Below are 14,334 nucleotides of genomic sequence, written 5' to 3'. Positions count from 1 at the left end.
CAGTGCTCGGCTGGGCTCAGTGCCCGGCGAACGTCGGCCGCTGCTTGGCGAGGAAGGCGTCGACCGCGGCGCGGTGGTCGGCGGTGGCACCGAGCGCCTGGGCGGCGACCCGCTCGCGCTCGAGCGCGTCACCCAGGGACGGCAGCGCCGCGCGGATGAGCGCCTTCGCCGCGGCATAGCCCGCGGTCGGTCCCTCGGCGAGGCGCTTCGCGAGCTTCCGCGCCTCGGCGGGGAGGTCACCGTCGGGCACGACGCGGTGCACGATGCCCCAGGCCTGCGCATCGGTGGCGGTGAACCGGTCGCCGAGCAGGATCAGCCCGCTTGCGCGACTGGCGCCGACCGCGTCCACGAGCGTCCGGGTGAGTCCCGAGTCGGAAGCGAGGCCGATCGCGGTGAACGCGGTCGCGAACCTCGCGCCCTCCCCCGCCACGCGGATGTCGGCGGCCAGCGCGATGCCGAGCCCGGCGCCCACGCACGCCCCCTGGAGCGCGACCACCACCGGCACGCGGATCGCGCTGATGGCGGCGAGCAGCGGGTTGTAGTGCTCGCCGACGGTGTCCATCGCATGCGCCGGATCCGCGGCCAGCGTCGCGGCATGCTCGCCGAGGTCCTGACCCACGCAGAAGTTCCCGCCCTCGGCGGCGAGCAGCACGGCTCGGACGGTGTCGTCGGCACCGAGCGCCCGGAACGCGTCGAGCAGGCCCGTCTTCAGGTCCACGTCCAATGCGTTCGCGGCTGTGGCGCGCCGCAGGGTGACGACGGCGAGCCCACCCTCGCGTACGACGGTGACAGTGTCCGCGGTGCCGTCGTGGCCGGGGCCGGGGCCGTCCTGGGTGGTTCCGTCGCGGGCGGTGTCGGATGCCGGCGCGGTCTCGGACGCCGCCGTGGATGAACTCATGTCTGTCTCCCTGAAGGATCTGCAACCCCATTCGATCCTAACCGATCGTTCGGTCGGTATCAACGGTTCGCCAGACCACCGGTTCTCTGCCAGGATCGACGGATGACGAGCGGACAGCCGCAGCGCAGGACCGGCCTTCCGGGGCGGCCGGGCTACGACCTCGACTCCCTCCTCGCGGTCGCGGTCCGGGTGTTCAACGAGCGGGGCTACGACGCCACCAGCATGGACACGCTGGCCAAGAGCCTCGGGCTCACGAAGTCGTCTATCTACCACCACGTGTCCAGCAAGGAGGAGCTGCTCGACCTCGCACTGAACCGAGCGCTGAGCGGCCTGTTCGCGGTGACCACCGAGCCCGGCGCCACCACCGGCCGCTACATCGACCGGCTGGAACACGTGGTGCGGCGAAGCGTGAAGGTGCTGGTCAGCGAGCTACCGTATGTGACACTCCTGCTCCGACTGCGAGGCAACTCGGAGATCGAGCGCAGGGCGCTGGCCCGCCGTCGCGAGTTCGACGCATTCGTCGCCGACCTCGTCGCGCACGCGGCCGCCGAGGGCGACCTGGACGCCACCGTCGACCCCGGGCTCGCGAGCCGGCTCCTGTTCGGGATGGTCAACTCGCTGATCGAGTGGTATCGACCCCGCCCCGGTCACAACGCCGACGACCTCGCCGACACCGTCGTCGCCGTGGCGTTCCACGGCCTGCGCACCAGCGCGTGAGACCCCGCGGTGTCCCTTGACACTCCGCCGTGCGGCCGCGCATCCTTGAGGCCGGATTACCGACCGAACGTACGGTGTGAGGAGTGGAAGTGACCAGAGCGCTCTCCAGCTACGCGGCGGGCCGGTGGTTCACGGCCGAGGACGCCGGCACGCCTGTCTTCAGCGCGGTGGACGGCACCGAGGTGGCGCGTGTCTCGGCTACGGGCCTCGACGTCGCGGGGATGGTCACATACGCCCGGGAGGTGGGATGCCCGGCGCTGGCGGCACTGACGTTCCACGAGCGCGCCACCGCCCTCAAGGCCCTGGCGCTCACACTGATGGCCGGCAAGGCCGAGTTCTACGAGCTGTCGAAGTCGACCGGCGCCACCCGGCGTGACTGCGCCGTCGACATCGACGGCGGTTTCGGCACGGTGCTCAGCTACGCCGGTAAGGCGAAACGCGAGTTGCCCGACGACGTCGTGTATCTGGACGGCGCGGTCGAGCCGCTCGGCAAGCGCGGCACCTTCGCGGGTCAGCACATCTACACGTCGCGCCGCGGGGTCGCGGTGCAGATCAACGCCTACAACTTCCCGGTCTGGGGCTTCCTGGAGAAGCTCGCGCCGGCGTTCATCGCGGGCGTGCCGAGCATCGTCAAGCCGGCGACCCAGACCGGTTACGTCACCGAGCTCGTGGTCCGCCGGATCATCGAGTCGGGCCTGCTGCCCGAGGGCTCGCTGCAGTTGCTCTGCGGATCGCCGGCCGGCCTGCTCGAGGCCCTCGACGGCCAGGACTCGGTGGCGTTCACCGGTTCCGCGCACACAGCCGCGCTGGTGCGCGCACATCCCACGGTGGTTGCCCGCGCCGTCCACTTCACCGCCGAGGCCGACTCGCTCAACTGCTCGATCCTAGGCGCCGACGTCACGCCCGACTCCGCGGAGTTCGGGCTCTACGTCGAGCAACTGGTCACCGAGATGACGGTGAAGGCCGGGCAGAAGTGCACCGCCATTCGTCGCGCGCTGGTCCCGACGCACCTCGTCGAGGCGGTTCTCGACGCCGCCCGCGAGCGGCTCGAACGGGTCGTCCTGGGCGCGCCCGGCGTCGAGGGCGTCACGATGGGTCCGCTGGTGAGCCTCGACCAGCGCTCCGACGTGCTCGCGGCGGTCGACAAGCTGCGGAGCGCGGCCGAGATCGCCATCGGTGACCTCGACGGTTTCGAGGTGGTGGGTGCGGATGCCCGTACCGGGGCGTTCCTGCCGCCGCTGCTGTTGCGCTGCACCGACTCCGCCGCCGCGCCCGTCCACGAGGTCGAGGCGTTCGGGCCGGTCGCGACCGTGATCGGGTACCGCGACACCGCGGACGCGATCGCGCTGGCCGTGCGCGGCGGGGGCAGTCTGGTCGGCTCGCTCGTGACGCGCGACCCCGCGCTCGCACGGGAGATCCTGCTGGGCATCGCCCCGTATCACGGCCGACTGCTGGTGCTCGACGCCGAGGACGCCGACGAGTCCACCGGCCACGGTTCGCCGCTGCCCGTGCTGGTGCACGGCGGTCCCGGCCGCGCGGGTGGCGGCGAGGAGTTGGGTGGCATCCGCGGTGTGCTACACCATATGCAGCGCACCGCGATCCAGGGCACACCCGACATCCTCACCGCCGTCGGCGGTCGCTGGGTGACCGGCGCCAAGCGTCGCGACGACGGGGTGCATCCGTTCCGAAAGTCACTGGCGCAGCTTAGGATCGGCGACACCATCGTGGGTGGACCGCGTCGGGTGACGCTCGCCGATATCGAGCACTTCGCCGAGTTCACCGGCGACACCTTCTACGCACACACCGATCCGGTTGCGGCGGCGGCCAACCCGCTGTTCGGCGGGATCGTGGCACACGGGTACCTGGTGGTGTCGCTGGCGGCCGGCCTGTTCGTGGACCCGGCGCCGGGACCGGTACTGGCCAACTTCGGCGTGGACGGACTGCGCTTCCGCACGCCCGTGAAGGCCGAGGACGACCTGACGGTGACGCTCACCGCGAAGCAGATCATCCCCCGGTCGAGCGCCGACTACGGCGAGGTGCGGTGGGACGCCGTGGTGGCCAACCAGAACGGCGACCCGGTGGCCACCTACGACGTGCTCACGCTGGTCGCGAAGACCGACGGCGATCAGCAGGCGGACTGAGCGGTGAGCGAGAACGCCACACCTCTCGACGGGGCCGCCCCCGCGGAATGCGCGATCGCGCGCCGGATGTTCGCCGCCGACAACGCCTCTCAGACCCTGGGCATCGAGATAGCACACCTCTCGCCCGGTCACGCCGTGACGACGATGACGGTGCGCGACACCATGGTCAACGGCCACGGAATCACCCACGGCGGCTACGTGTTCACGCTCGCGGACAGCACCTTCGCGCTCGCCTGCAACGGCTACGAATCACCGGCCGTGGCGGTACGGGCCGACATCCGGTTCCTCACGCCTTCGCGCCTCGGCGAGCAGCTGGTGGCCGAGGCCGTCGAGCGGGCCCGCTTCGGCCGCAACGGGATCTACGACGTGACAGTCCGGCGTGGCGACGAGGTGATCGCCGAGTTCCGTGGCGACAGCCGGACGGTGACGATCCAGCGCCGCCGGGTGCCGCACGTCACCGCGCCCGGCGACGCGTTCGAGTGAAGGGCGCGGCCGCCGGTCCTCGAGCCGGTCCACCTCCCCGTCCAAACCGGCGCAGACGCGCGACACCTCAGACTCGGAGATCCCACGCTCGCCTTTAGCTCACGCTCGCCAGGCCGTCGTCGATCATCTGCTGGAAGTGATCGACGATGGTCTTCTCGGGCGGGATGAAATCGAGATCCAGTTCGGCGCGAGTGCGGCTGTTGTCGAAGCGCAACGGCCAGCCCACGTTGAGCTCGACGTACTTGCGTGTCATCCCGACGGCCGGTGCACCGATCTTCACGAGCACCTTCGGCAGTTCACGGGTCGGGAAGGTGCGCCGTCTGCCGAACGCGCCGCGCAGGATCCGGCCCATGTCCAGCAGGCTCACCGTGCCGGAGGTGGCGATGTATCGGCCGTGTGCCGTCGGGGTGAATCCCGCCGCGATGTGGGTCCGCGCGGCGTCCCGTACGTCCACCACGCCCATCTCCAGCGCAGGCGCCCCGAACGTCATGGAACCATCGGTGAAGTGACCGATGGTCGTCATGGTGCCGGACGCGCTGCTCGTGGTGAGCGAGGGCCCGAACACCAGACCGGGGTGCACCGTCACCAGGTCCCACCGATCCTGCGCCGCGCACATCGCCCAGGCCTGTCTCTCGGCCACCGTCTTGGAGTAGCTGTACTCCTGGTGCGAGTCGGTGCTGGTGGTGTTCCAGTCGGCGTCCGTGAAGCACTCTCTGCCGCGCATGTCGATGTTGTCGCCGTAGATGGCGACGACGCTGCTGGTGAGCACCACACGCTTGACCGAATCGGTGCGGTTCACGCTGTTCAACACGTTGCGTGTCCCCTCCAGCGCGGGCCGGATCAGCTGCTCTCTCGGGTCGTCGAGCTTGCCCATGAGGAACGGTGAGGCGGTATGGATCACGAGCTCGCAGCCGGCCATCGCCTCCGTGAAGCTGCCCTCGTCCAGGAGGTCCGCCGGGTGCAGGGTGAGCCGACCGGGGTGTTGCTCGGCCAGGGTGTGCAGGTGCTCGAGTCCCTTGGGTTTGCGTGGATCGCGGACGGTGGCGCGCACCGTCCGGCCGTCCTCCAGGAGGTAGCGGACGATCCAGCTGGCCAGGTAGCCGCTGCCCCCGGTGACGAGGACGGGTGCGTTCGGGTCGATCTCGGTCATGTTCTCTCCTATTGGGATGGTCGTCTGATTCCGCGCCGGCGCGTCACCTACCGACGACCTGCTGGAGCCCTCGCGATACGTCGTGACGGCGAAGTCGGGGAAGCGTGCCGTGGACTTCGACGGGTCGAAGACGTTGTCCCCGCGGTAGCGCAGCATCAATTCCTCTGCGTCCCTGGCAGATCCGTTGAATGGGCCACCGACCCTGAAAGTGACCGGCGGGGCCGTGGTGTATCGGATCCGCCGCCTGACCATCTCCGAGGCGATCTCGATCGTGGTCTGGTAGGTCAATAGATCCTGGTCGATCGGCAGACGCCAGGTCTGGCCGTAGGCGTCGGGGGCGTTGCCCGGCCGCCTGCCCTGTCTGATGCGGTCGATGACGAGGGAGTCGGTGAGACTCTTGGTCTTGCCGGGTCCCGTAGAACCTCGGTGCCCGGCAGATCACGGCCTCGATCGTTCCGGCGTGCATCGTCTCGAGGCTTCGGCGCGTTCCTTGGCGGCAGGCTCGAGGTAGGCGATGGGCGGGGGAGGTTCGGACATTTCTACTCCGCTCGTCGTAGCGAATGATTCGTTGTAGGTGTCACGATGTCTACGGTGCTTACATGTAGACATCGCGACCATAGCACCGTCGGCCGCGCAGCCGGGTCGGTTCGCCGACCCAGGGTGAACGGACGAATGTCGACGGAACGGCCGGCAGGTATCAGCGGTGTGCCGCACGTCCGTATCCCGCGCGGAGGATGCGCCGTTCGCAGGTGAGGTCGATGTCGATGCCCCGCTCGACGACGCCGGCTCCCGAGTCTCCGACGCCGGCATCGAGCTGATCCCGGTGGGCCACGGCGTCGATCCCGCGCGTGCCCGTCGCGCCCTCACTGCCGCCCTCGCGTGCCTCGGCGACCGATCAGCCCGAGCCCTCACCGATCTCGGGCCCGGCCGTGCGCCCACCGGGTCCGCCTGCAGCATCCGGATCGATGTGCCCCATACGATCTTCATCGGTGAGGTGGGCGCGATAGGTTTGTCGCGCACCGCCGCGAGCGATCGCGGAGCATGGCCCCGGGACACGACGTGTCCCAGCGTCAGGCAAGAAGGGGGTCGAATATGCCTGAAGGCGGGCCGACCGGTCGCATATTCTCGCGGCGACTTGTTGTCAAGACAGGTGGCGCAGCGGCTGCTGTCGCTCTGGCGCTGGGATCGTGGGAGCCCCCTCGCGCGTCTGCCGCTCCGTCATCGGCGCCGACGACTCCACGTACCTTTCGGCTGGGGAGCTTCTTGGCACGCGTTTCGACGGGCGGATCGCCGTCGCTGCAGATAGCGCATGTCGACGAGCCGAGCAGAGTCATCTGGGACGGCTCGGTGGCCGGTGGATTCCTGCAGGGTGGCGCCGCCGAGACGGTGATCGAGGAGAATGTGACCCCGGCCAGTGGGTTCACGATCAGCGATCGAGATCTGGTGCGCTTCGACGCACAGACGATCGACTCCGCTGCCTCCGACGGGGCAGCCCTGACATTGGGGGGAAGGGTGCGGTCGACTTCGGGACGCACCACCGACTACACGATGAGCTGGACCGCGGTCGGGCCCAAGCAATTGCGGTTTCAGATCGCCCTTCACGACCGAGGGGTGAACCGCGTGTTCCTGAGGTACCGAGCGGACCCGGGTGAGCAGTTCTGGGGCTTCGGTCAGCAGCTGACGTACTTCGACCAGCGAGGACGGCTCCTTCCCATCCTGGTCCAGGAACATGGCGTCGGCCGCGGCCTGCCCATCATCACCGAAGCCATTCGATCGAGGTTCGGTGCGCGCACCGCCGGGAGTCCGGTGACGACGGAGGTTGCCGTACCGCACTACATCTCGAGCATCAACCGGAGCCTGATGCTCGAAAGCAGCCAGTACAGCGTGTTCGACCTCCGTACCCCGGGGATGGTCGAGATCGAGCAGTTCGATGATCGGCTCAGCGGTCAGATTCTCTACGGCACATCGCCATTGGACCTCATCGAGACCTACACCGGCATAGCCGGACGGATGCGACGGTTGCCCGACTGGGTCGACGATGGAGCGATCGTGTGCGCGCAGGGCGGCACCGAGGTCGTGCGGAAGCTGATCACCACTCTCGCCGACGCACATATCCCGGTCTCGGCGCTCTGGATTCAGGACTGGACCGGTGTGAACCACACCGCCGCCGGAAAGCAGGTGCAGTGGAACTGGATTCTCGACACCGGCCACTATCCGGACTGGGCCGAACTGCAGAATGATCTGGCGACACGACTGGGCGCGAAGACCGTTCTCTACGTCAATCCATTCCTGAGCCACAACAACGGATACCGGCACCTCTTCGACATCGCTGCGGCCAGGGGTTACCTCGTGAAGCACCGCGACGGAACTCCCTATCAGATTCGCAGCGCGTCGTTCGAGGCCGGTCTGATCGACCTGACGAATCCTGCCACCAGAGCCTGGATCACCGACGTCATCAAGAGCAATCTCATCGGCAACAGGGCGGTCGGCTGGATGGCCGACTTCGGCGAGGCCCTGCCTTTCGACTCCGTGCTTCATTCCGGTGAGAATCCGGCAGACTTTCACAATCGCTACCCCGAGGAATGGGCCAGGATCAACCGCGACGCCATCGCCGAAACCGGCCACGACACCGATGGCCTGTTCTTCAGCCGCTCGGGCTTCACGCGCAGCCCGGCGATCTCCACGCTGTTCTGGGTGGGCGACCAACTCCAGACCTGGGATGCGTTCGACGGTCTCAAGTCCGCGATCACCGGCTGCCTGAGCGGCGGGATCTCGGGCTTCAGCCATGTCCACAGCGACATCGGCGGGTTCGACTCGATCGTGGGAACCATTCCGGGTACCACCAAAGAGGTGGCGCTCGTGCGCCGAACCAAAGAGCTCTTCCTGCGGTGGGCCGAGCACAGCGCGTTCACGTCCGTCATGCGGACTCATCAAGGCATTTCGCCGGCCGACGCCTGGCAGATCGATCAGGATGCCGACACCCTCGTCCAGTTTCGGCGGATGGTTGCGCTCTATCGAGCCTGGGCGCCCTACCGACGGCGACTCAGCGCGGAAGCCGCGCGGACCGGCTACCCCGTCATGCGCGCCATGGCCCTGACGTTTCCTCAGGACTCTGTGGCCTTCGACTACCAGTTTCAATACACCCTCGGCGACGCGCTGCTTCTCGCCCCGGTGACCGAACCGGGTGCCAGGACGGCAGTCGCGTACCTCCCCCGCGGGAATTGGTACCACCCGTGGACCGGGAGCACCTATCGGCACGCAACCGGTGCCACCGTGACCGTGCCCGCACCGATCGGACGCCCGCCGGCATTCATCAACCTGCAATCAGCTTTCGCTTCAGAGCTCCGCAGGTCCTTCGACATGCTCGTGTGACCCGATACCGCGCATCACACCGACCGCGGCTACGGGCGGTCGCAGCGATACACACGGCGCTGGGGCCGGGTGGGGATCAGTCGTTCGGCCGGACCACCGGCACCGGGCACGGGACGTGCCCGATCAGCGCGGCTCACCGACCTCAGGAACGAACCGACCGGTTCGCCGTGTCCGTGACTGCCCGGCTGCGACGGGCCCGCGTCCCCGGGCCACCGTGGACAGCGCGACCGAGCCTGCGAGCACGGTCCTGAAACCGCCGCGGCCGGTGGCGCCGAGCACGGTGACCACCGCGCGCGGACAGCTCGTCCAGCGTCGGCGTGGGCTGCCCGCGGTACACCCGGGCCTTGACCGAGTAGAGCTCCGGTGCCACGGTCAGGGCCGCGTGTCCGCGTCCGCGAGCATCAGCTTCCCCGCCTCGACCAGGCCCTCCTGGAACTCCTGCGGCATGGCCGAGTAGACGAACCGCACATCGTTGTCGTCGACCACGGTCACGATCCGGAGTGGTTCGTGCCGTCGCTGCGCGACCCGTGCCGCCCAGCGCACGGCGCGCAGCGAGGACTCGGATCCGTCCACGCCCACCAGCACGTACCGGTCCACCGTCGACTCCGTCATGATCGCTCCTCGTCGCCTGCCGATTCGGACGGCGAGTCAGCGCTCACCGTGATTCCGACGGTATTCGGCGGCCCATCGCAGGACAACGGCGCAGGGTCCGGCCGCATCGGGACATCCGCCCCGCGATGCAACGACCTACCCGATTCGACGACCGATCCGTCATGACCAGGTTCGCCGAGCACCCAGGAGTAGACGAATGCGTCGACATCGGAAATAATTCGGTACCCCCGGTCGAACCCGCCGCAACCATACGCACACGGTGTTCGGCTCCTCAAGCGTGCAGCTGCTACCCCAGATGCGAGCCTCCATTGATATCCAACGTGGCACCGGTGATGTACCCCGCAGCCTTGGACCAGAGATAGAGCACCCCCTCCGCGATGTCCTCGGGCGTCGCGAGCCTATTGAGCAGCGCCTTACTCGCCAACCGCTCGACGACCTCCGGGTCCTCCCCCACCATCGAGGTCGCGGTCGCCCCCGGGGCGACACAATTAACCCTGACTCCGCGACCCGCCAGCTCACGCGCGGCACCGCGAGTCAGCCCGATCACGCCCGCTTTCGATGCGCCGTAGACGGATCCACCGACGTACCCCCCACCCGTGTAGGCCGCAGCGGACGCCGCAAGAACGATCGACGCGCCGTCACCAAGATGTTCCAGAGACGCCTGAATGGTGTTGACCGAACCGAGGAGGTTGATCAGTAGACAGCGCCCCGCCGCTTCCATCGTCACCTGATCGATCGGCGTCGGAAGCGTGATTCCTGCCGAGACGAAGATGCTCCCGATATGTGCTGCTCCGACCTCCGATTCGGCTCCGCCGCGAGAGATTTCGCCGAACGCGCGGACAAGAGTCTCCGGATCAAGTACATCGGCCTGCTGGTATTCGACGTCCACGAGCCCAGAAGCAGATTCCGGCATCGAAGCACCTAGATCGATCACCGCGACATCGGCGCCACGGGCGCGGGCCAACCGCGCCACGGTCAGCCCGATCCCACTGGCACCGCCCACGATCACCGTCTTGCGGTGACTATCGCCCTGCTCTACTGCGTCTAACGTATTCATCATCGTCCTCACGGTTCTCGGTTGAATTCGGTACAGCTCGAAGAGTCGTCGGTGGACATCACGAAGCCGACCCCACCTCTCGTCATCCGCTGTACTATGTATGCGCCGTCGATCGGCAATGTGGCAGGTGCGCAGTTGCCGATGGACGCCGATTGTTCTGTCGATGTACTTCTTCTACGGAGACCCCACGTCGCGCTCTTCTAGCGGACCGTATCGGGAGTGTCGATTCGTTCGATTGATCGCCACCTCGACACCGATATGGCGACGATCATGGATACGAGGCAGAATCCGGCGATGAGGTACAGGCTCGCGTCGATGTTGCCGGTGAGGCCCTTGATCCAGCCGAACAGGTAGGGACCGGCGAAGCCGCCGATATTCCCCACTGTGTTGACCAGTGCAAGACCTGCGGCCGCGGCGGTGCCCACCAGGAATTTAGTCGACATCCCAAAGAAGAGCGGAATGCCTGAGCACAGGCCCATTGCGGCGATCGCGACGCCCACGAGAACGAGATAGGGCGAGTTCGCCCAGATGGCGAGAAGAATACCGATCGCACCGATCGCCGCCGAGGCCGCGACATGGAGCGGGACCTCGTCCCTGCGCCGGGAGTGCCACGCCCAGAAGAGCGTGAATACGACGGCGCAGCCGTAGGGAATGGCGGTCAGTAGGCCGATCTGCAGGATCGAGTACTTGACTTCGAACCGTGCCTGGAAGCCTTTGATGATGGTCGGCAGGAAGAAGCCGATGGCGTATAAGCCGTAGATGAGGCCGAAGTATCCGATGCCGAGAATCCAGACCTTCGCGTCGCCGAGTACACTGCGAACCCCGGTGTGTGCCTGAACGGGGTCTTCGCCGGCGACATCCGCTTCGAGGAATTCACATTCTTCGGTGGTGAGCCATCGCGCGCCAGCGGGGCGATCCGGGAGTAGGAATAAGCACGCGAGGCCGAGAACAATGGCCGGGACGCCGGTCACCAAGATCATGAATCGCCAGCCATCGAGTCCGAAGAGCAAGCCGTGGCCGCTCTGAACCAGCCATGAGGCCAGTGGGGACCCGATCATCGACGACAGCGGAATACCAACGAGGAAGAATGTAAATGCCTGCGCCCGGTCGCGCTGAGCGAACCAGTATGTCAGGTAGAGCAGGATTCCCGGTGTGAAACCGGCCTCGGCGACACCGAGGAGGAACCGCATGGCGTACAGCATCGGAGCGTTCTGAACGAATGCGGTCGCTGCGGCGACCATTCCCCAGGTGATGAGGATGCGGGCGATCCAGATTCGGGCGCCGAATCGGTGCAGCGCCAGGTTGCTGGGCACTTCCAGGAGGATATATCCGATGAAGAAGATGCCCGACGCGATGCCGAACATGGTAGACGTCAGGCCTAGGGCGTCGTTCATGCCGCTGGGGCCGGCGATCGAGATGTTGCTGCGATCGAGGTAGTTGACGAAGTAGCACAGCAGTAGGAACGGCATGAGCCGGACGAGAACCTTGCGACGGACAGTCGACTGCAGCGCAGACGGGGGTGAAATGGGCATAGCGAACCTCTCGGGCAGGGCTGGATGGTGTTTGAACACGCACGAATGTGGTGCTCACTGGTGATTCAGTAGGTGCGGAAGACCTCGACGATCCCGGAGTCGTCACCGTCGCCGAGGCCGAGTTCGGCGGCCCGGGTCAGGGCGTCCCGTGCGGCGGCGGTGAGCGGCGCGTAGGCGCCGCTGGCGGCGGCGGCCGCACTGACCAGTCCACTGTCTTTGACGAAGACCGACAGGTGGGTCTGTGTGGGGCGTTGCTCGGTCGGTAGCGCCATCCGGGGCCCGCGATCGGCGAACATCCATGAGGCGGCCGCGCCGGTCGGCAGCAGGTCCGTGACGACGTCGAGGTCGAGTCCGAGTCGTTCAGCGAAGGCGATGGCTTCACCAGCGGCCACCAGGTGAATGCCGGCCAGCATCTGGTTGACGAGCTTGAGCGACTGGCCGTCGCCGGGGCGCGATCCCACGACCCGCACGGCGCCCGCCACGTCGAGCACCGGCCGTGCTGAATCGACAGCTCCTTGATCTCCAGAGACGATCAGGGTCAGGGTGCCGTCCGTGGCGCCGATGACGCCGCCTGTCACTGGGCAGTCGATCAGCCCGATTCCTAGCTGCGAGGCAGATACCGCGGCGTCGCGGACGACGTCCGGTCCCACGGTGCTCATCGCGATGAGCACCGCGCCCTCGAGTCGTCCGTCGGTGAACACCGGAGCGGCCAAGAGGTCGAGCAGTTGTGTGCCGGTCGCCACCATGGCGATGACGACATCGCGTCCGGCGATCGCACCGAGGTCGGTGCTGGCCGACAGCCCCGCTTCTCGGCACTGCTCGATCCGTGCGGTGGAGATATCGACTGCGCAGATGTCGAATCCGTGATTGTGGAGCCGCAGGGCGATCGGCATGCCCATCGCGCCGACGCCGACGAGGGCGACAGACGGCAGGGCGCGGGAGTTTGCGCCCGTGGGACTGGCGAAACGGGCATCGGGGTCAGCTTCTTTCACATCACGATCCTGTCGTTGATGTGACAGCCGTCACTACCGCGTGCCGTCGGGATCTGTCCCCCGGTTTTCCACTCTGTGTAGGAATACGTCGGCGAGTGTCGTCAGCCGACGATGTCGAGGAGGTACAGACCGAGGTGCAGGAGCAACCGTGCACGTCCGTCGTTCAGGTCGATTCCGGTGTGTTCCTGGATCCGTTCGAGTCGGTAGTACAGCGATGTGCGGTGCAGGTGCAGGGCCTCCGCCGTGGCAGGTGCCGAGCACCCTTCGTCGAGGTAGGTACGTAAGGTCGTCAGAAGCCTGCCGGTCGAGTCCGCGTCCCTGAGCCGGATGAGCGGTTCGGGAACGAGGGCGTCGGTGAGTTCGTGGTCGGGGAGTCGTAACAGCAGCTCCAGCGGCCCCAGTTCGTCGGCGAGTGCGACGCCGCCGAGCGAGGGCACCCGGCGAGCCGCGCGCGCCGCGACGCACGCTTCGTCGTAGGCACGGTGCGCTGCGGTCAAGCCGGTACGCAGCCGTCCGACCCCGGCCACTGATCCGCCGTGGTCGCCGACCACGCGACGGACGGCCTCACGCAGGTCCGCCGCCTGATCGCGTAGCCGATCCTCCCCAGGCGGGGTGTCCCACGTCTGCAGCAGTACCCCGCGGCCGCCCAGGGCGACACCTGCGGCGTAGCCGGATCGGGCCCGGGCCAGACCCGATGTCGCGATCCGCAGAGCAGACGCGGCTTCGGTGGACTCGACCGGCTCGTGGCCAGGAACCAGCTCCACGACAGTGATCGAGACATGGGTGGACCGGCGGACCACGCCGAGCCGGTCCAACTCACGAACGGCGGCGTCGCGGCGCATCGGCTCCGCGCTCAGAAGACCCGACACGCAGGCTTCCACCTCCCGGCGTAACAGATCTTGGCCCAGCTGCTCGCCGAGCAGCAGCACTGCTGCCTCGTGGCCGGCATCGACCACGTTCTGCTTCTGCGCCGCGGTCATCGACAGATCGTCGTCGATCACGAGGAGGAAGCCGAGCAGTTGTGCCTGCCACCGGACCGGGTAGCAAAGGCGGCTCTTCATCCCCAGCTCGGCGTTGGCCGGGATGACTCCGGGGCTCGTCCATCGCGCGACGCCGTGTCCGAGGATGTAGCCGATCGCCGGGACACCGACATCGCGTTGCAGCACCGCCCGGACCCGCTGATCGTCGGCATCCCCGAAATGGCGACTGGCCACAATGAGCTTCAACTCGGGATCGTCCAGCACCACCGACCGCCCGAGCTTCTCGGCGAGGGTATCGACGAGACGCTGCAACGACTCCCGCTCCGACATACGCGCAGCATTCCACAGGCATTCCTACAAAGAGTGGAAATCAGCCGTGGAGATCCCTTCCCGGCGCGGT

The 14,334-nt window shown here is 67.3% G+C and carries 12 protein-coding genes; 4 read left to right on the top strand and 8 right to left on the bottom strand.

Going from position 1 to position 14,334, the window contains the following annotated elements:
• Positions 1 to 16: 16 nt before the first annotated feature.
• Complete coding sequence (locus tag ABD908_RS10060; RefSeq protein WP_344994585.1) at positions 17 to 898, bottom strand: enoyl-CoA hydratase/isomerase family protein; 882 nt, start codon at positions 896 to 898, stop codon at positions 17 to 19.
• 102 nt (positions 899 to 1,000) lie between these two features.
• On the opposite strand from ABD908_RS10060, the gene ABD908_RS10055 reads away from it, so the two are divergent.
• The 3 genes from ABD908_RS10055 to paaI all read left to right on the top strand — a co-directional run bounded on the left by ABD908_RS10055 (position 1,001) and on the right by paaI (position 4,239).
• Positions 1,001 to 1,615: a TetR/AcrR family transcriptional regulator gene (locus ABD908_RS10055; protein ID WP_344994582.1), complete on the top strand. Its 615-nt coding sequence runs from the start codon at positions 1,001 to 1,003 to the stop codon at positions 1,613 to 1,615.
• 89 nt (positions 1,616 to 1,704) lie between these two features.
• Entirely contained in the window at positions 1,705 to 3,756 is a 2,052-nt protein-coding gene (paaZ, locus tag ABD908_RS10050; RefSeq protein WP_344994579.1) for a phenylacetic acid degradation bifunctional protein PaaZ, read from the top strand.
• Between the two features lie 66 nt (positions 3,757 to 3,822).
• Positions 3,823 to 4,239, top strand: coding sequence for a hydroxyphenylacetyl-CoA thioesterase PaaI (gene paaI / locus ABD908_RS10045; RefSeq protein WP_344994650.1), 417 nt, complete (start codon positions 3,823 to 3,825; stop codon positions 4,237 to 4,239).
• Positions 4,240 to 4,333: 94 nt separating this feature from the next.
• On the opposite strand, the gene ABD908_RS10040 is transcribed toward paaI, so the two are convergent.
• A complete protein-coding gene (locus ABD908_RS10040; protein ID WP_344994576.1) occupies positions 4,334 to 5,545 on the bottom strand; it encodes an NAD-dependent epimerase/dehydratase family protein in 1,212 nt (403 codons plus the stop codon).
• 541 nt (positions 5,546 to 6,086) lie between these two features.
• Positions 6,087 to 6,221, bottom strand: coding sequence for a hypothetical protein (locus tag ABD908_RS10035; RefSeq protein ID WP_344994573.1), 135 nt, complete (start codon positions 6,219 to 6,221; stop codon positions 6,087 to 6,089).
• A gap of 431 nt (positions 6,222 to 6,652) precedes the next feature.
• Between ABD908_RS10035 and ABD908_RS10030 the strand changes: the two genes are divergently transcribed.
• On the top strand, positions 6,653 to 8,761 hold the full coding sequence (locus ABD908_RS10030) for an alpha-glucosidase (protein ID WP_344994570.1): 2,109 nt from the start codon (positions 6,653 to 6,655) through the stop codon (positions 8,759 to 8,761).
• Positions 8,762 to 9,133: 372 nt separating this feature from the next.
• Here the strand turns inward: ABD908_RS10030 and ABD908_RS10025 are convergent, their stop codons facing one another.
• The 5 genes from ABD908_RS10025 to ABD908_RS10005 all read right to left on the bottom strand — a co-directional run bounded on the left by ABD908_RS10025 (position 9,134) and on the right by ABD908_RS10005 (position 14,264).
• Positions 9,134 to 9,373 carry a universal stress protein gene (locus ABD908_RS10025; RefSeq protein ID WP_344994567.1) on the bottom strand — a complete coding sequence of 80 codons (240 nt, stop codon included), beginning with the start codon at positions 9,371 to 9,373 and terminating at the stop codon, positions 9,134 to 9,136.
• A gap of 286 nt (positions 9,374 to 9,659) precedes the next feature.
• Positions 9,660 to 10,433 carry an SDR family NAD(P)-dependent oxidoreductase gene (locus tag ABD908_RS10020; protein WP_344994565.1) on the bottom strand — a complete coding sequence of 258 codons (774 nt, stop codon included), beginning with the start codon at positions 10,431 to 10,433 and terminating at the stop codon, positions 9,660 to 9,662.
• A 197-nt stretch (positions 10,434 to 10,630) separates the two neighbouring features.
• A complete protein-coding gene (locus tag ABD908_RS10015; RefSeq protein WP_344994563.1) occupies positions 10,631 to 11,899 on the bottom strand; it encodes an MFS transporter in 1,269 nt (422 codons plus the stop codon).
• 128 nt (positions 11,900 to 12,027) lie between these two features.
• Positions 12,028 to 12,954, bottom strand: coding sequence for an NAD(P)-dependent oxidoreductase (locus ABD908_RS10010; protein ID WP_344994561.1), 927 nt, complete (start codon positions 12,952 to 12,954; stop codon positions 12,028 to 12,030).
• Positions 12,955 to 13,055: 101 nt separating this feature from the next.
• Positions 13,056 to 14,264, bottom strand: coding sequence for a PucR family transcriptional regulator (locus ABD908_RS10005; protein WP_344994558.1), 1,209 nt, complete (start codon positions 14,262 to 14,264; stop codon positions 13,056 to 13,058).
• Between the last annotated feature and the right edge of the window lie 70 nt (positions 14,265 to 14,334).

This window comes from Tsukamurella soli (assembly GCF_039541155.1).
In the GTDB taxonomy this organism is placed as follows: Bacteria; Actinomycetota; Actinomycetes; order Mycobacteriales; family Mycobacteriaceae; genus Tsukamurella; species Tsukamurella soli.
Note: the sequence above shows the minus strand (reverse complement) of the source record. Positions and strands in the feature narration are given on the sequence as shown.

Bases quoted from the DNA above. Each gene is read 5' to 3' on its own strand.
- ABD908_RS10060 (WP_344994585.1), bottom strand. From the start codon at position 898: ATGAGTTCATCCACGGCGGCGTCCGAGACCGCGCCGGCATCCGACACC.
- ABD908_RS10055 (WP_344994582.1), top strand. From the start codon at position 1,001: ATGACGAGCGGACAGCCGCAGCGCAGGACCGGCCTTCCGGGGCGGCCG.
- paaI (WP_344994650.1), top strand. From the start codon at position 3,823: ATGTTCGCCGCCGACAACGCCTCTCAGACCCTGGGCATCGAGATAGCA.
- ABD908_RS10040 (WP_344994576.1), bottom strand. From the start codon at position 5,545: ATGCTGCGCTACCGCGGGGACAACGTCTTCGACCCGTCGAAGTCCACG.
- ABD908_RS10025 (WP_344994567.1), bottom strand. From the start codon at position 9,373: ATGACGGAGTCGACGGTGGACCGGTACGTGCTGGTGGGCGTGGACGGA.
- ABD908_RS10020 (WP_344994565.1), bottom strand. From the start codon at position 10,433: ATGATGAATACGTTAGACGCAGTAGAGCAGGGCGATAGTCACCGCAAG.
- ABD908_RS10015 (WP_344994563.1), bottom strand. From the start codon at position 11,899: ATGCCGTTCCTACTGCTGTGCTACTTCGTCAACTACCTCGATCGCAGC.
- ABD908_RS10005 (WP_344994558.1), bottom strand. From the start codon at position 14,264: ATGTCGGAGCGGGAGTCGTTGCAGCGTCTCGTCGATACCCTCGCCGAG.